We start from the raw sequence: 17,186 nt of genomic DNA, 5'->3' as shown, positions 1-17,186 counted from the left end.
TCTTCGCCGCCTTGTCGGGCGAGCGGCTGGCCGACCGGGCCGACGCCATCGTGATTGCCGGGAAACCCTCGGGAACCATGGGCATCGACGCCCGTCGCCGCCTGGGCGCCGCCTTCGTGCCGGAGGAGCGCCTGGGCCATGCGGCGGCGCCGACCCACCGCCTGAGCGAGAACACCCTGATCTCCCATGCGGCGACGGAAGTGAGCCGCTCCGGCTTCATTCTGCTGAACGCCGCCAAGCGGCTCGCCCGCTCCATCATCCAGGGCTTCGACGTGCGCACACCCGAGGGCGACCCGCAGGCGCGCAAGCTGTCCGGGGGCAACCTGCAGAAATTCGTGATCGGCCGCGAGATCATCCGCAAGCCGAAGCTCATCATTGTCGACCAGCCCACCTGGGGCGTCGATGCGGGTGCGGCGCGGCTCATCCGTCAGGCGCTCGTCGATCTCGCCCGCGCGGGCAGCGCCGTCGTGGTCGTCAGCCAGGATCTCGACGAGCTGTTCGAAGTGGCTGACCGCATGGCCGTAATCCATCAGGGGCGGTTGAGTTCGCTGAAACCGGTCGGCGAATGGACCAAGGAAGCCATCGGCCTGGAAATGCTCGGTGTCGCACAAGCCCAAGGGGGCGCTCATGCGCTTTGAGCTGACGCCCCGTCCCAACGTGTCTCCCGTCATGCGGACGCTCGCCCCGGTGGCGGCCTTCATCACGGCCTTTCTCATTGCGGGATTTGTCATCTGGCTGATGGGCCGTTCGCCCATCGCGGCCTTCGACGTCTACGTGCTCCAGCCCTTGAGCGATCCCTGGTCCCTCCAGGAGCTTCTCGTCAAGGCGACGCCGCTGGCGCTCATCGCCATCGGCCTGTCCTATTGCTTCCGCGCCAATCTCTGGAACATCGGAGCGGAAGGCCAGTACGTGATCGGCGCCGTGCTCGGCAGTTGGCTTGCGCTGAAAGTCCACGGCACGGAGGCCGGCTTTTGGGTTCTGCCGCTCATGCTGCTGCTCGGCATCATCGGTGGCGCCCTCTACGGGCTGATCCCGGCCTTCCTGAAGACCCGGTTCGGCGTCAACGAGATCCTGACCAGCCTCATGCTGGTCTATGTCGCGCAGCTGATCCTCGATTATCTGGTGCGCGGCCCGTGGCGAGACCCGAAGGGCTTCAACTTCCCGCAATCGGTGACCTTCGATTCCTCGGCGACCTTGCATCCGATCCTTGAGGGCGGGCGGGTCCATTTCGGGGCCGTGTTCGCGCTGATCGCCGTTCTGCTCACTGCCGTGATCCTCGGGCGGACGCTGTTCGGCTACCGGCTGAAGCTCACCGGCGACGCGCCGCGCGCGGCGCGGTTCGCCGGCTTCAGCTCCAAGGCGACCACGATGGCGGTGTTCGCCATCTCGGGCGGGTTGGCCGGTCTCGCGGGCATTTCCGAGGTTTCGGGCCAGATCGGGCAGCTTCAGCCGTCGATCTCTCCGGGCTACGGCTTCACGGCCATCACAGTGGCGTTCCTGGGAAGGCTCAACCCGATCGGGATCCTGATCGCGGCCCTCGTCGTCGCCCTCACGTTCATCGGCGGCGAGAGCGCCCAGATCATGCTGAAGCTGCCGCTCGATCTCACGCAGGCCTTTCAGGGCATCCTGCTGCTCTGCGTGCTCGCAGCCGATGCGCTCGTGAGTTACCGCGTTCGTTTTGTCTCACGGGGAGGGGGCAAGTGACCACTTTCGAGGCCATTCTGCTCACCATCGTGACCGCGTCCACGCCGCTCCTGATCGCCGCTCTGGGCGAGCTGGTGGCGGAGCGCTCGGGCGTGCTCAACCTCGGTGTCGAAGGCATGATGGCGATGGGCGCCGCCTGCAGTTTCGCCGCCGCCGTGACCTTCGACTCGACCCTGCTCGGCGTCGCCGCCGGGATGCTCGCGGGCGTCCTGATGGCCGCTCTCTTCGCCCTCGTGGTGCTGGGCTTCGCGGCAAACCAGGTCGGCTCCGGCCTGGCGCTCACGATCTTCGGTCTCGGACTTTCGGGTCTCGTCGGCGCTCCCTTCGTGGGTGCGCGGCGCGATCCCGTCCCGCATCTCGACATTCCCGTCCTGAGCGACATCCCGGTGGTCGGGCGGCTGTTTTTTGAGCAGGATCTTTTCGTCTACGCCTCCATCGCACTCACGATCCTCGTCGCGATCTATCTCACCCGGACCCGCTCCGGCCTGACCCTGCGCTCCATCGGCGAGAACCATACGTCGGCCAATGCGCTGGGCCTGCCGGTCTGGCGCGTACGGTTCTGGGCCATCCTGTTCGGCGGCGCCTGCGCGGGGCTGGCTGGCGCCTATCTCGCCCTCGTCTATACCCGCTTCTGGTCCCCAGGCATGACGGCGGGGCGGGGCTGGATCGCCCTGGCCCTTGTGGTCTTCGCGGCATGGCGGCCGGGCTGGCTCCTGGTCGGAGCCTATATCTTCGGGGCCGCGACCGTGCTTCAGCTCCACGCCCAGGCGGCCCAGTTCGGCGTGCCGCCGCAGCTGCTATCGGCCGTGCCGTATCTGGCTACGATCATCGCCCTGCTGCTCCTCTCCCTGCGCCATGGCAGGGCCATCGGAGCCCCAGGCTCACTGGGCGTGCCGTTCGTGCCTGACCGGTGAGCAAACTGGTGTTAATCTGACCAAAGTGTAGGCAGAGGAATTCTTGCCAGAAGCCTTCAGACCTGCGACGGAATGTTTGGAATTCAACCTCGAGGGAACGAGCATGTTTTCAGGGAAAGTCTTCGGAGCCGTTGCGGGGGCAGCGGTCCTGGCGCTGTCCGCCACCGGCGCATTCGCCCAGGCGAAGGACAAGATCAAGGTCGGCTTCATCTATGTGGGTCCCGTGGGTGATTTCGGCTGGAGCCACCAGCACGACCAGGGCCGTCAGGCCATTGAGAAGGCGTTCCCCGGCAAGGTGACGACCACCTTCGTCGAAAGCGTGCCGGAGGCCGATTCCGAGCGCGCCATCGAGCAGCTCGCCCGCACCGGCCACGACCTGATCTTCACGACCTCCTTCGGCTTCATGGAGCCGACCGTGAAGGTCGCCAAGAAGTACCCGAACATCAAGTTCGAGCACGCTACCGGCTTCAAGCGCGCTCCGAACCTCTCAACCTACGCGGCGAAGTTCCATGAGGGCCGCTACATCACCGGCGTGATCGCCGGCAAGATGACGAAGACGAACACCATCGGCTATGTGGGCGCGTTCCCGATCCCGGAAGTGATCGCCGGCATCAATGCCTATTATCTCGGCGCCCAATCGGTGAACCCTGACGTCAAAATCAAGATCGTGTTCGCCAACACGTGGTTCGATCCGGCCAAGGAAGGCGATGCCGCCAAGGCGCTCCTCGACCAGGGCGTCGACATCCTGGCCCAGCACACGGACAGCCCTGCTCCGATCCAGGCCGCGGAGGCGCGCGGCAAGTTCGGCTTCGGCCAGGCCTCCGATATGGAGCGCTTCGCCCCGAAGGCGCAGCTCACCGCCATCACGGACAACTGGTCCGACTACTACGTCGCCCGTGCCAAGGCGGTTCTCGACGGGACCTGGAAGTCCGAGGACACCTGGGGCGGCATCGATGCCCACATGGTCGTCATGACGCCCTACAAGAACATGCCCGACGACGTGAAGAAGATGGCCGAGGACACCGAGGCCGCCATCAAGTCCGGCAAGCTCAACCCCTTCAAGTGCCCGGTCCTTGGCCAGGACGGCAAGGAGATCGAGTGCAAGGGCAACGGCGCCCTCTCCGACGAGCAGGTGCTCGGCATGAACTTCTACGTGAAGGGCATCGAGGACAAGATCCCGCAATAAGCGGACAAGGCTTCAAACAGGGAAGGGCAGCCGGGCGACCGGCTGCCTTTTCGTTATGGGCCGCTATATCGGCCACCGGAACGCGGGAGATGATTCATGACCGAACGGACGAGGATCAAGCCGGGTGAGCAGGACGTCCTCATCGTCGTGGACGTGCAGCACGATTTCCTGCCCGGCGGCGCGCTCGCGGTGCCGGAGGGCGACGAGGTCATCGCGCCGATCAACCGGCTCGCGACACTGTTCCGCCATGTGGTCCTGACCCAGGACTGGCACCCGGAGGGACATGCCTCCTTCGCGTCGAGCCATCCGGCGAAGCAGCCCTTCGAGACGACCGAGCTGCATTACGGACCGCAGGTGCTCTGGCCCGACCATTGCGTGCAGGGGACGCCCGGCGCCGAGATTTCCCGTGACCTCCACATCCCGCACGCGCAGCTCGTCATCCGTAAAGGCTACAATGCCGGGATCGACAGCTATTCGGGCTTCAAGGAGGCGGATCGGCGGACCTCGACCGGACTGGCGGGTTACCTGAAGGAGCGCGGCTTCCGACGGGTCTTCTGCGTCGGGCTCGCCCTGGATTTCTGCGTCGCCTGGACAGCCCTCGACGCGGTGGAAGCCGGTTTCGACACCTACCTGATCGAGGACGCGTCGCGCGCCATCGACACGGGCGGTTCGCTCGACAGGGCCCGCCGGGACCTGGAGGCGGCGGGCGTTCACATGGTCAGGAGCGAGCAGATCGTCGGGGTTTGATCCCCACCGTCATGGCCGCACTTGTTGCGGCCACCCACGTCTTCAGCCGCAACCAAGACGTGGATCCCCGGCACAAGGCCGGGGATGATGCCCTGATGTGATCCAAGAGGCGTTTAAACCACCGTCCCGTGCAGGTCGTACTCGTCGGAGCTTTCGATCTTGACGTTCACGATCTCGCCCGGCTTCAGCGGCGTCTTGGAGGCCACGTAGACGACGCCGTCGATCTCGGGGGCATCATACTTGGTGCGTCCGGTCGCGACCGTGGCGCCCTGCTCGTCGATGATGACCGGCAGGGTCTTGCCGACCTTGGCCTTCAGGATCCCGGCGCTGACCATCTGCTGGGTCTGCATGAAGCGGTGCCAGCGCTCTTCCTTCACCTCAGGCGGCACGGCACCGTCGATGTCGTTGGCGGGCGCGCCCTGGACCGGCTCGTACTGGAAGCAACCGGCTCGGTCGATCTTGGCCTCCTTCAGCCATTGCATCAGGAAATCCACATCCTCCTCCGTCTCGCCGGGGAAGCCGACGATGAAGGTCGACCGGATGGCGAGATCGGGGCAGATCTCGCGCCACTTGTGAATGCGCTCCAGGGTCTTTTCCTGGTTGCCGGGGCGGCGCATGGATTTCAGGACGCGGGGGGAGGCGTGCTGGAACGGGATGTCCAGGTAGGGAAGGATTCGGCCCTCGGCCATGAGCGGGATGACTTCGTCCACATGCGGGTAGGGATAGACGTAGTGCATGCGAACCCACATGCCGAGATCGCCCAGCTCCTTCGCGAGCTCGAAGAAGCGGGTGCGGACCTCGCGGTCCTTCCACAAGCTGGGCTGGTACTTGATGTCGAGGCCGTAGGCGCTGGTGTCCTGGGAAATGACCAGGAGTTCCTTCACTCCCGCCTTTGCGAGCTTTTCAGCCTCGCGCAGCACGTCCGCGATGGGGCGGCTGACCAAGTCGCCGCGCAGCTTCGGGATGATGCAGAAGGAGCAGCGGTTGTTGCAGCCCTCCGAGATCTTCAAATAGGCATAGTGGCGCGGCGTCAGCTTCACGCCCTGGGGCGGGACGAGGTCGACGAAGGGGTCGTGGGCCGGCGGCACGGCCTGGTGCACGGCCGAGACCACGGATTCGTAGGCCTGCGGCCCGGTGATCGCCAGGACGTTCGGGAACTGGTCGCGGATCTGCTCGGGCTCGGCGCCCATGCAGCCGGTGACGATGACCTTGCCGTTCTCGGCCATGGCCTCGCCGATGGCCTCCAGGGACTCGGCCTTGGCGCTGTCGAGGAAGCCGCAGGTGTTGACGATCACCACGTCCGCCCCGTCATGCTCCTTGGTCAGCTGGTAACCTTGGGCGCGAAGCTGGGTGATGATGCGCTCGGAATCCACCAGGGCCTTCGGGCAGCCCAGGGACACGAACGAGACTTTCGGCGCGGGAGCATTCATCCGCTACATCCACTTATTCTATCGAAACTGACATCCGCGAGGCACCGGACCGGAGCGGTGCATCGTGACGGATCCGAGACGGAAAACCTGTTGATCGAGGGCAGGAACACTCGGCACGGTCCGGCAGGATTGCACGTGAGACCTGCCGAGATTGTCGCCTGGATCGATCCAGCGTCTCGCGCAGGCGCCTCCCGCTGCGACGGTAGCGCGCGACTTAAGACGCGATGTGCCCTTACAACACCGGGTTTGCCTTTACAACATCCGCTTTGACGCGGGGCCTGGCGCTCCTGCTGCGCCCATTCAGATCCCAGCCGTGGAATCCCCGGCGCGCCACCACCGACGAGCATCCGAACCTCGGCCTTGGCGCAGTGGAAGAGGGTGTGGGAGCGGACCGTCCGTCAGGCCGTGGGCACCGAGTCGGAGACTCCCAAAGGGACCGGACGTGCGGTCAGGATGTCTTGAAGGATAGCGAAGTCAATTCCGAGGTACCTCGGGACAGTTGGCCAAACCTTCGTCTTAGCCCCGAGTTGTGCCGCCCCGATGATGGCATTGAAGGCAGTGATAGGGCAATGTAAGTGCGCTGTGTTTGAACGGGAGAGCCGTTCTCTATGCCAATCTGCTATACCAATACTTCGACGCTCCCGATTGTGACTTGTCGCCGTGCAGATCGACCAAGGTTTCGAGCAGTCGGAGGCAATTTCTCATTCGCATCTGCTCAGGATCAGACAGGTCGACAGGCATGAAATATCAAGACACGAGTGTCGTTCCTGATCTTGGCGCCGCTGCGCCGTCCGCAGGACATACGGCCGCTGCGGGTGGGCAGCTCCACCAGGGGGCCTCAGCGGGTGGAGGCGGGCGTCAAACCGTATTCAAGGGGTGGCCGCCGTCAACTGAGAGACCGGAGACGGGAGGAATGGTAATAGGAGTCCAGAAGCGGCAGCCCCGCGAGATCAATCGCATCCCCGAAGGGCAAAGGCCCAAGGGCAATCTGGAGATCATGGGCAAGGTTCTCGGAGCCGTTCGTCGCCAGTTCCGGCTCGTCGCTTTGCTGAGCGTGCTTCTGTGTGTCCTGGCCGTGGGTCTCGTGATGATCCTGCCGCCCCAATTCACCGCGACCACGCTTCTGGCCGTCGACTCGACGGAAGGGCGCCCGGCGGAGCCTGCCGTCACCGGATATTCGCTCAACGTCGACGGTGAAGTCGAGGTCATGCAGTCGATGAAGGTCGCGCAGCAGGTGGTGAAGCGGCTCAATCTGACCGCAGATCCACGCTTCGTCGACAAGGCGTCATCCTCGTCGCCCGCGCCCAGCGGCGTCTCCGACTACCTGACGAGCCTACTGCCGACGGGCGGTTCGTCCGCCGCGCAGGCCGGCGAAAGCCTCGCAACGGCCTCGTTGTCGCCCGAGGAGACTGTCGCCGAGGGTGAGGATCCAGCTGTGGTCCGCGCGGCGGTGGCCCTACAGAAGATCATGAACGTTCGCAGGCGCGGACTGACGAACGTCTTGGCGCTGGATATCACCATCGATGATCCGAAAGATGCCGCTCGCCTAGCGAATGGCTATGCCGACACGTACATCACCGAGCAGATCAGCTCGAAACTCGCCGCCGCGGGCCATACGGAAGCGGCCCTGTCGCGCCGGGTCGCCGAACTGGGAGAGGAGTTGCGGCGCTCGGAAACGCAGATCAAAGCCTTCGCGCTCGTGCAGGGCGCGCAGTCCAATGACGATGCGGCCAGGTCCGCCATCGACCGGCTGCAAGCGGACGTTGCCGCCGCCAGTCGTGAGGCTGGTTCCTATGCTTCCAAACTCCGCGAGGCCGACACACTATTGGCGGCGGGCAACTTCGCAGTCCTCGGGAAACTGCTCAACAATCCCGAGATCTCGCTTTTGGACGAGCAGCGCGGCTCTCTTGAGCAGCGTGTTCAACGCCCCGCCGAAGGTGAAACGGATCTCGCAGGTTCGCAGCAGCGTCTCGACCTAGCGAAATCGCAGCTGCGCTCGCTCGGTGCCAAGGCTGTCGAGACCCTCCGGAAGCAAGTAGACGCCAGCAGCAATCAGGTATCCGCGCTTCGCCAGGAGCTGAAGCAGATCGTGCAGAAGCCCGATTCATCGACGGACAATTCCGTTCAGCTCTTCCGGCTGCAACAGGAGGCTGCGACGACGCGGCAGCTGTACCAGGACTACCTCGGTCGACTGAAAGCGGCCGCGCAGCAGCGCAGTACGGTTACCCCGAGTGTGTACGTGGTGGCCGAGGCCGGCATTCCTCCGAACAAGAGCTTTCCTCCTCGGTCCCTGCTGATCGTTGTCGGATTCCTGGCCGGCATCGGTATCGCGGTCAGCGTCGGGTATGCGCGCGACAATTATCCTCAGACCGTTAAGTTCGTCGATGAGCTGGAGGCTTCCTCGGGCATCGCGAACCTTGGAGTCATTCCCGACAGTAAACGGTCTAAGACAAAGGGCCTGCAGCCGGAAAACCTGATCTGCGCGCGCCCTCAGTCGGATTATTCGGAGGCCATCAGACGGCTGCGCGTGTCGCTGCAACTCACCTTCAATCGCGGTGCTGGATTCAAGTCTCTCCTCGTGACGTCCACGCAGCGGCAGGAAGGTCGGACGACCATTGCCCTGTCTCTCGCGAGGGACGCGGCAAGAGCAGGGCTCAAGGTCGCTCTCGTGGATTGCGACCTTCGGAATCCGAGCCTCCACGCAAAGACAGGGATCAGCAACGATGCGGGCATCTGCGAGATGCTGCTCTCAACTCCGGCCGGCCTGAAGATGTCGCTTCTCCAGAGAGATCCTCAATCCTCGTGCTTCGTCATCCCGAGCGGCGAGCTCGGTAACGCGAGCCCGGACCAGCCCTTGCAGACGCCGCAATTGGGGCAGTTGGTCAAGGATCTGGAGGAGCGGTTCGACCTGGTCATCATCGATGCCGCATCGCTCGAGACCGCTGCGGATGCACTCATGATTGCCCAGCATGTCGACGGGGTCCTGCTGATCGCCCGCGCCACGCAGGCTCGGCCCGTCAGGGTGCGCGATGGGGTGGTCGATCTTCAGCGCACGAGGACGGCCAACCTGGCGACAGGCCTGAACTTCGCCGCAAACTCCGACCTTCGCTAAGCAGGTCGTCCGCCTTTCCGGCGAAAAAGCGAAGCGGCCCCCGCATTCACGGGGGCCGCTCAGTCTTGGAACGATCAAAAGAGGTCGATCAGAGGATGTAGAAGTCCGCTGCCGTCATCTTCAGATTCGGGGCGAGCTTCGCGAACTCGATCTGCGCCGAGGAGCCGGTGCCGTCCTTGTCGAAGTACAGGCTGCCGGTGTCCTTGTTGTAGATGAAGCGGTCGGACGAGTCGGTGGCCTTCGCTCCGATCTTGAACATGTGCGACGGGAGGTTACCCCAATCGACGTTGCCACCGGAGAACACCGCGTTCTCCACATGGATCTTGTCCGTGCCCGGAAGGAAATCCGTGATCGTGCTGACGGTGCCCTTCGGCGCAGTGTCGAACACGAAGACGTCACGTCCCTTGCCGCCGGTCAGGATGTCGTTGCCACCCTTGCCGTTCAGGATATCACTCCCGGCGTGGCCGATGATGGCCTCGGCCGCCGAGGTGCCAATCAGCTTGTCGGCGCCGCTCGTTCCATGGATCTCGGGCAGTGAGGGCGAGGGCGTAGGCTCCGGGCTCGGCGTGGGAGTCGGGGTCGGCGTGGGAGTCGGCGTCGGCGTGGGAGTCGGCGTCGGAGCCGGCGACGGGCTGGCATGAGCCGTGTCGCTGTGGCCGGCGGAGCCGTAGGTCAGGTCGATGTCCTTGTAGTTGACGGCGAAGCTCTCGCCGCCGGACGGCGACTGGCGGTAGGCGCCCATCTCCCAGTGCGACTCGGTGGCATTGGTGTAGCCGATCTTGCCGGTGTAGTTGGCGATCTTGGTGCCGTCGCGCCAGACATAGGCGTGGCCGTTGTCGCCGGCAGCATCGAGCTGGACGTCGATCTCCATGTCGTACCACTTGCCGCGCTGGATGTCGGCGGTGTCGATGTAGACGGTCTTCTCCACCGGCGAGCTCGAGGTGCCGTACTTGATCACCACGGCCATCTTGTCGTTGCCCATGAACTTGATCTCGAAGGGCGGAGTGCCTCCGGTGAAGAGCTGGCCGGTGACGAGCCACTGGGCGGTGTTCTTGGCGCCCGGCTCGATCATCATCTTGTACGTGGCGTGGAAGTGACTGCCCTCACCCGACAGCTTGTGGTTCGATGTCTCGCCCATCTCGGAGCGCTCGACCCCGGCAGAATCCGTCCAATAGGATGCGCTGAATTGATCGCCCTTGCGCACTTCGAAGCGGTAGGTGCTGCCGTCGGATTTGAAGCTATGCGCTTCGTCGCCCGCGACTCGCCAGTTATAACCATCCAGAGCGAAGGAATCGCTCTCATAGATATCGGGCTTCCACGCTGTGGCTGAATAAGACATAATAAAAACCCCTACGTTACCTCTCTGAATAGAGAGGCTTTTTTGATGTATTAATTGTTTTCCCACCTCACTAATGTGGGCGGTATTAGCTTCAAGTAATTGAAAGTGGTACTGTAATAACCGAAGAAAACTGAGGTGGGAGTGCACTATTCAATCTTTATCCAGTGCACCTATTTCGAATACACAGAGCTTGGATTATCCGTCTTGTGATATGATGACAGTTCTTTGTCGGATCGTGCCACTTCCCCTAAGCGAACCTGGACTGTGACGAAAGCTTGGCGCGACTTTGGAAGCCGTGTGGAGTACCTCCGTCGAGAGTATGGCACGGACCTCAGAAAGACCGGAACCGGCCCGGAGATCTGCCTGTCGACAGCATGCGATTCTCACCCGTGATTAGGATCGAGCAGGACAGTCGAGGTCTCCTCGAAACCCAAACCCGTCGTCTCTTGTACCCATCGCATCGCGCCTGTCGCGAGCGAGGGCTACGCGATTTCTGGGTTTTCGCAGTGGTGACGTAACGGAAAGTTAGGCTGGTTCATGAGGCGGCGATCATTGTTGTTCGATCGCTCGTTACTGAATTCGCAGGCCGTTCTTGCGCTGGAACGTCTTGTCAGCAGTGGGAAAAACCGTGAATAATCGTGCGTGCCATAGGACCGATCAATGCCGAAGGGTCCGATCAACCATGCGCCACGACGGGATAACCTGCGACTCCCAACTGCGGCTGGAGTGTTGACGAGACTTGCCGCTGTTCGCCTGATGCGAGCGGGATTCGAAACCGTCCCATTGTTCAGAAGTTGCGGGATCCCGGACAATGTCCTGAGCGAGCCTGGGTCCCGCGTGCCCGTCCGCAGCCAGATCGAGTTCCTCCATCTCGCCGCCGAGACGTTAGGGGACGACCTGCTGGGATTTCACCTCGCCAGGGATTCGGATCTGCGGGAAGCGGGACCCATCTTCCATGTCTTGGCCTCGTCCGGAACGGTTGCCGAAGGGTTCGAACACGCGACCCGGCTCTGTTCAATCCTCAATGAAGGCATTCAGCTCCATCGCGGCACAAATGCCTTCACGATCGAATTCGAGGTAGTGAGCGTTCGGCGTCTCCTCGACCGTCATCAAATGGAATTTTGGATGACGGCTGGCCTCCGCATGATCCGCCAGTTCACGGGCCGTGAACTCACCCCCCTTAATGCAGGGTTTATCCATCTGCGCGATGGCGACGTATCAGAGATGGAACAATACTTCAGATGCCCGGTGGAGTTCGGCGCGGCGAAGGATCATCTATCGTTCGATGCGCAGGACGGGAAGCTCCCGCTCCTTTCCGCAGATCCTTATCTGAACAGGTTTCTGGTAGATTACTACGACGACGAGCTATCCACGCGCCGGAGCATGCGTCAGTCGCTACGCACCCGGGTCGAGAAGGCGATCGCGCCCCGGCTGCCCCATGGAACGATGAGCATTGGCAATATCGCGAGCGACCTCGGGATGAGCGTTCGGACGCTGTCGCGGCGGCTTTCCGACGAGGGGCTGACCTTCAGCGCGATCCTGGAGGAACTTCGGTCCGATCTGGCCAATCGGTACCTGCAGAACGACAGCCTATCCATCTCGCAGATCGCTTGGCTTCTGGGATACTCCGAAGTGAGTTCGTTCGCTCATGCCTTCCAGCGCTGGACGGGACATTCACCGACATCGGTCCGCAAGCAGATGGGCGAAGGTCTGTCCGCGCGACAGACCACCGGAACAAAGGTCGGCGTCAGCCAATGACTTTCGGAAGCTCGGCTCGGGCATTCGGTGAAGCCCGCCGTTGGGGCGAACGGGATGCGATCGATTGCGCGATCAGCGAGCGCAACTGGTTCATGCGAGCCTCGATCGAGAAATCCGTAATGATCCGCGTTCGAGCCTGTTCTCCCATGTCGCGGCGCTCGGATGGATTGTGCGCGAGCCGTATCATGGCTGCCGCGATGGCTTCGCTGTCCCGTTCCTCGACGAGGATGCCCGTGCCGGGAGCGACGAGTTCCCGAATGCCGCCGTTCGGCGTCGAGATGACGGGGAGACCGGCCGCCATGGCTTCCATCAGGAAGACCGGGATGCCTTCCTTGTCTCCATCCCGGGCCGTGACGCTCGGTAGAACTCCGAAATGGTAATCTCCCGAGCGAATGCGCTCGAGCAGAGTTTCATGTCCAACCGACCCGCGCCACGTGATCAGGTCGCTGATCCCGATCCGGTCCGCCTTGCGCCGAAGTTCGTCTTCGAGAGGACCGTCACCGAAAGCGTCGATATGGACGGAGAGGCCCTTTTGCTTTGCGAGGGCGATGGCATCCAGGAGGTAGCTGTAGCCCTTCTTCTCGGCAAGGCGCGCCCCGACGATGCCCCTGAATGTTCCTTCCGGCGGGGAGGGGGCAGGTTGCTCGGGGATGTCCACTCCCATGCGAAGGATGATCGGGCGCCGCTCCTCGCTCCCGGACTGCACAGCCAGTTCGCTCGCCCCACCTTCATCGATCGCGCGGATGAAGGATGCGGCCTCGAATTTGGTCGGTATGAGGTTCCCCTGGGCGATGTCATACCGGTGCGCCGTGATGCTGAAAGGAACCTCGGCGACCGACGCCGCGATGAAACCCATCGTGGCCGGAACGGCGATCCAATGTGCATGGATGTGCTGAATGTTCAAAAGACGGACCTGCCGCGCCAGCCAAAGGCCCTTCGGCCAGACGGCGAGATTGCGGGGCAGCAGCGTGATGCGGCTGTGCGCCACGAGCTTCCACAGAGTGTCTAGCGCGAGCCTCGGTGTACTGATGAACTGGGCGATGGCGCCCATGCAGATGCTGGGACTGATCAGGAGTTTGGTCAACGTGCGGTCGAGAACGTTCTGCTGGATCCGATGGACTAATCTTCGACCATCGAGCGGACATACGAAAACATCCCACCCAGCCTGAATATGACTGTCGATCTCCGGAAGGATAAAGCCTTCGTTGTCGCCATACGGCGCCTCCCTTGTAACATAGAGAAGCTTCATGTTCTCATGACCCCATGCATGCAGCGATTGTCGATTGGCGTATGGTCTTCCAATCGCGGCTTCGATACGTCTGCCAAAGCATATGCTGCCGATCAATTTTTCTTCTGCGATCAAGTCCGACGAGGTGACTTTCGCGCGTTCCAATATGACATGTCCGGCTTTGGGGTTGAAGTGCTCTCTTGGCAGGGTCGGATGCTTCCGCGTGGAACATCCGAGGTACTATTGACGGCTCGTTTCCCTGTCGCGCCGCCGTGGTGAACCTCATGCGACGATTGCGGGAGAAGGGCTGAGCGTTCGCGCTCAAAGCAGAAGAGAGCATCGATGTGGCTCTCCGGGCGCTGTTTGGCGAGGAGCCTGATGCGCTCGCATCGGCGGAGTTCTGCATCTCGATCAACAAGTTCAGGGATGCGGCAGGCCAGTTCGAATTGTTCTCAGCAAAGGTCTTGAAGATCTCTCGATAGGAATACTCCTCACGGGAGGATTGGCTGCTTTCAAAGTACTGGGTAAGCTGCGTCAATGCTTCTCATCAACACGGGGAGGCAGATGAGATGCCGAACGGCACGATCCGTGACGGGATTGGCTTTGGTCCAATGAAGGTCTCCTGAGCGATCAGGAGCATTTTAGAGCTGCTTTAAGCTTTCATGATTCCAACAGAGCAGTGGCTCACCCCAATGAGCCAATTGTGGGCTGCTCAAATCCAGAGCAATGTCTGCTGCTCAAGTAAGCCGACGACGTATACCGATAGCTGATCCGGCGCACTTGGAAGAGAGCATCATGTTGTTCAACAGTTGGACATTCTGGGTCTTCTTTGCCATCGTCCTCCCGGTGTATTGGCTTCTTCCGTTTCGCCTCCAGACGTTCTTTCTTCTTGCGGCAAGTTACTTGTTCTATGGCTGGTGGGATTGGCGTTTCCTGCCTCTCATCATGTTCTCTACGGTGATGGATTTTTATCTGGGACTTCTGATCGCGTCCACTTCGTCCCAAGCCAGCAAGCAGCGATATGTATGGTTGTCCGTCGTCGTGAATCTGCTTCTGCTTGGGATCTTCAAATACTACAATTTCTTTTCCAACGAGGTCGTTACCGCGCTGAACGCCATCGGCATCCATGCGTCGCTCCCGGTGGTCCAAGTGCTTCTTCCCGTGGGAATCTCGTTCTACACCTTCCAGAGCATGAGCTATATCTTCGATATCGCTCGCGGGGTGACAAAGCCGGCGACCAGCTTCTGGAATTTTGCCCTCTATGTCTCTTTCTTCCCGCATCTGGTTGCCGGGCCTATCATGCGTTCCGGCGCCAAAGGTCAGGATGCTCTTGGACGGGGCCTTCTGAAACAGGTTGAAACCCCCCGGGTCCACCGGCCCGACGATTTCCTCGTCGGGCTGTACTATATCCTGCTCGGCCTCTTCAAAAAGGTCGTCATCGGCGACAACATGGCCGTGCTGGTCAATACCATCTTCAACCGAGATGCGTCCCAGCTCACGGGACTCGAGTGCCTCGTCGGCATCTACGCTTTCGCCTGGCAGATCTATGCCGATTTCTCAGGCTACAGTTCCATTGCCCAAGGCGTCGCCAGATGGATGGGCATCGATCTGATGGACAACTTCAAGGTTCCCTATCTGGCGACGTCACCCAGCGATTTCTGGCGCCGCTGGCATATCAGCCTGTCCACTTGGCTACGCGACTACCTCTACATTGCACTCGGCGGCAATCGCGGCGGCGGGTCCATGGTACTGCGCAACCTCATGATTACGATGGTTCTCGGCGGCATCTGGCATGGCGCCAACTGGACCTTCATCTTCTGGGGTCTCTATCATGGGGCGCTCCTGTCGATCTACCGGTTCATGGGATGGGAGAAGGCGCAACCGCAATCGCTCTGGGATCGCGCCTGGCGAATTGTGGTGATGTTCCATCTGGTCTGTTTCGGGTGGCTGTTGTTCCGTGCTCAGAACATGCAGCAGGTCGGCGATTTCCTCTATCTTATGGCCACTGACTGGCGCGTCACGCCAACGGCCGTCGCGATGCTCGGATTGATCGCGTTCTACGCTCTTCCGCTATTCATCTTCGAGTATTGGACCTCCGCTCGCACAACCAATCTCCTCGGCCTCACACGAAGCCCCTGGGCGGCGCGTGCATGCGTATATGCCTATGCAGTTCTGATGCTCATCTTCTTCCAGGCACCGGAAAGCCATGAATTCATCTACTTCCAATTCTAGGTCCGAATGGAAAGTGATCGCCAGTGTGCTGGTGGTGCTGCTGCTCGGAGAGGCTGGCCTATACTTCACGGAAGATCGGCTGTCTCACGACATGCAGCACCTCCGGGAGATCCCAGCGATCCTCAACGGTTTCCGGCAAGGGACTTCACCAGGGATCCTCTTCCTGGGGAACTCCTTGACGCATCGGGGAGTATTCCCTGATATTGTCAAGGCGGCATGGTCGAATGCAAACGTCCCGGATGCCAAGATCGGCCTTGTTTATCCGGATGACACCATCCTTACAGACTGGCTCTACGTTTACCGCCGGTTCGTCCAGTCGAGCAATACCAAGCCTCAGTTGCTCATCATCTGCTTTGCAGACAAACATCTGGAGGATAGCCCTGTGCACAGCATCGAGCGCCTCGGTGGCGAGTTTGCCGGCTTCGCGTATGCCTCGGAGGCATTCTCCCACGACGTCCTCACGCTCAGCGATCGTGTCAGGTATGTGCTCGGCGCCACTTCCCGGCTCTGGGCGAACAGAGAGCGCATACAAAAGCGCGTTCTGTCGTTGATCCCTGGCTATCAGGACCTAGCCCCAATCATCAACGACGTATTTCGCACTACCAAGCAAAGCGAAGCTCACGGGAACAAACCGACCTACAATCAGCTTGCCAGGTTCATCGACATCGTTACGGGAGATGGCATCAAGGTTGTCTTTGTCGCCACACCTCTACCTGAGCGCTATGCTCTCGCTGATGAACTCTACAGAACCATCAGCCAGGGTGGGGCGGCGATCGTCGATCTGCAAGGCATCGAACGCACCGGGACTGGTGACTTCCTGGACGGGTATCATCTTGCCCCTGAAGCGGCGGAACGCTTCTCCAAAGCTCTCGGTAACGCTCTGGTCGACAATAATTACGCCCATGCCGCTCTCTGGGGAAGTGGCAACCAAGGCTTAAGGACCGAATCCAGCGGGCCGCCCGTGTTCGAATCCAGCGCGTTGGCGCGATGAACCCGTCTTAGTAAGCGAGTCTCGTCGACGCCGATTGACTCGGGTTCGGAGCTCGACAGGTTGCGGACGTCGGAAACGCGCTAGTTCCCGTCGCTGTGGCCGGCGGAGCCGTAGGTCAGGTCGATGTCCTTGTAGTTGACGGCGAAGCTCTCACCGCCGGACGGCGACTGGCGGTAGGCGCCCATCTCCCAGTGCGACTTGGTGGCATTGGTGTAGCCGATCTTGCCGGTGTAGTTGGCGATCTTGGTGCCGTCGCGCCAGACATAGGCGTGGCCGTTGTCGCCGGCAGCATCGAGCTGGACGTCGATCTCCATGTCGTACCACTTGCCGCGCTGGATGTCGGCGGTGTCGATGTAGACGGTCTTCTCCACCGGCGAGCTCGAGGTGCCGTACTTGATCACCACGGCCATCTTGTCGTTGCCCATGAACTTGATCTCGAAGGGCGGAGTGCCTCCGGTGAAGAGCTGGCCGGTGACGAGCCACTGGGCGGTGTTCTTGGCGCCCGGCTCGATCATCATCTTGTACGTGGCGTGGAAGTGACTGCC

The 17,186-nt window shown here is 61.6% G+C and carries 12 protein-coding genes and 1 pseudogene; 9 read left to right on the top strand and 4 right to left on the bottom strand.

Annotation, left to right across the window (positions count from 1 at the left end; all coding sequences use genetic code 11):
* The 5 genes and pseudogenes from OC446_RS23125 to pncA all read left to right on the top strand — a co-directional run.
* Nucleotides 1-638, top strand: a pseudogene (locus OC446_RS23125) (ABC transporter ATP-binding protein); the annotation flags it as partial.
* Entirely contained in the window at nucleotides 628-1,704 is a 1,077-nt protein-coding gene (locus OC446_RS23120) for an ABC transporter permease (protein ID WP_262031368.1), read from the top strand. The pseudogene OC446_RS23125 and the gene OC446_RS23120, both read left to right, overlap by 11 nt.
* Nucleotides 1,701-2,618, top strand: a complete 918-nt coding sequence (locus OC446_RS23115; RefSeq protein ID WP_262031366.1) for an ABC transporter permease — start codon at nucleotides 1,701-1,703, stop codon at nucleotides 2,616-2,618. Before OC446_RS23120 ends, OC446_RS23115 begins: the two co-directional genes overlap by 4 nt.
* A 103-nt stretch (nucleotides 2,619-2,721) precedes the next feature.
* Nucleotides 2,722-3,804 (top strand): BMP family ABC transporter substrate-binding protein, encoded by a 1,083-nt coding sequence (locus OC446_RS23110; RefSeq protein ID WP_262031365.1) that lies wholly within the window; start codon nucleotides 2,722-2,724, stop codon nucleotides 3,802-3,804.
* Nucleotides 3,805-3,900: 96 nt separating this feature from the next.
* A complete protein-coding gene (pncA, locus tag OC446_RS23105; protein ID WP_262031364.1) occupies nucleotides 3,901-4,551 on the top strand; it encodes a bifunctional nicotinamidase/pyrazinamidase in 651 nt (216 codons plus the stop codon).
* Nucleotides 4,552-4,664: 113 nt separating this feature from the next.
* Here the strand turns inward: pncA and rimO are convergent, their stop codons facing one another.
* Nucleotides 4,665-5,981: a 30S ribosomal protein S12 methylthiotransferase RimO gene (gene rimO / locus OC446_RS23100; RefSeq protein WP_262031363.1), complete on the bottom strand. Its 1,317-nt coding sequence runs from the start codon at nucleotides 5,979-5,981 to the stop codon at nucleotides 4,665-4,667.
* Between the two features lie 913 nt (nucleotides 5,982-6,894).
* Between rimO and OC446_RS23095 the strand changes: the two genes are divergently transcribed.
* Entirely contained in the window at nucleotides 6,895-9,093 is a 2,199-nt protein-coding gene (locus tag OC446_RS23095) for a GumC family protein (protein ID WP_262031362.1), read from the top strand.
* A gap of 88 nt (nucleotides 9,094-9,181) precedes the next feature.
* Here OC446_RS23095 and OC446_RS23090 read toward each other — a convergent pair whose 3' ends face one another.
* Entirely contained in the window at nucleotides 9,182-10,432 is a 1,251-nt protein-coding gene (locus OC446_RS23090) for a heparin lyase I family protein (RefSeq protein WP_262031361.1), read from the bottom strand.
* Nucleotides 10,433-11,092: 660 nt separating this feature from the next.
* Here OC446_RS23090 and OC446_RS23085 point away from each other — a divergent pair.
* Nucleotides 11,093-12,190, top strand: a complete 1,098-nt coding sequence (locus OC446_RS23085) for an AraC family transcriptional regulator (protein ID WP_315986533.1) — start codon at nucleotides 11,093-11,095, stop codon at nucleotides 12,188-12,190.
* Here the strand turns inward: OC446_RS23085 and OC446_RS23080 are convergent.
* Nucleotides 12,180-13,439, bottom strand: a complete 1,260-nt coding sequence (locus tag OC446_RS23080) for a glycosyltransferase (protein WP_262031360.1) — start codon at nucleotides 13,437-13,439, stop codon at nucleotides 12,180-12,182. The genes OC446_RS23085 and OC446_RS23080 overlap by 11 nt on opposite strands.
* Nucleotides 13,440-14,198: 759 nt before the next feature.
* Between OC446_RS23080 and OC446_RS23075 the strand changes: the two genes are divergently transcribed.
* Together OC446_RS23075 and OC446_RS23070 are read left to right on the top strand one after the other, a co-directional pair.
* Nucleotides 14,199-15,650 (top strand): MBOAT family O-acyltransferase, encoded by a 1,452-nt coding sequence (locus OC446_RS23075; RefSeq protein ID WP_262031359.1) that lies wholly within the window; start codon nucleotides 14,199-14,201, stop codon nucleotides 15,648-15,650.
* Nucleotides 15,651-15,663: 13 nt separating this feature from the next.
* A complete protein-coding gene (locus tag OC446_RS23070) occupies nucleotides 15,664-16,641 on the top strand; it encodes a hypothetical protein (RefSeq protein WP_262031358.1) in 978 nt (325 codons plus the stop codon).
* Nucleotides 16,642-16,721: 80 nt separating this feature from the next.
* On the opposite strand, the gene OC446_RS23065 is transcribed toward OC446_RS23070, so the two are convergent.
* The coding region (locus OC446_RS23065) for a polysaccharide lyase (RefSeq protein ID WP_262031357.1) at nucleotides 16,722-17,186 on the bottom strand (465 nt) is incomplete at its 5' end.

The sequence above is a fragment of the Microvirga sp. Mcv34 genome (assembly GCF_024519725.1).
Taxonomy (GTDB): Bacteria; Pseudomonadota; Alphaproteobacteria; order Rhizobiales; family Beijerinckiaceae; genus Microvirga.
Note: the sequence above shows the minus strand (reverse complement) of the source record. Positions and strands in the feature narration are given on the sequence as shown.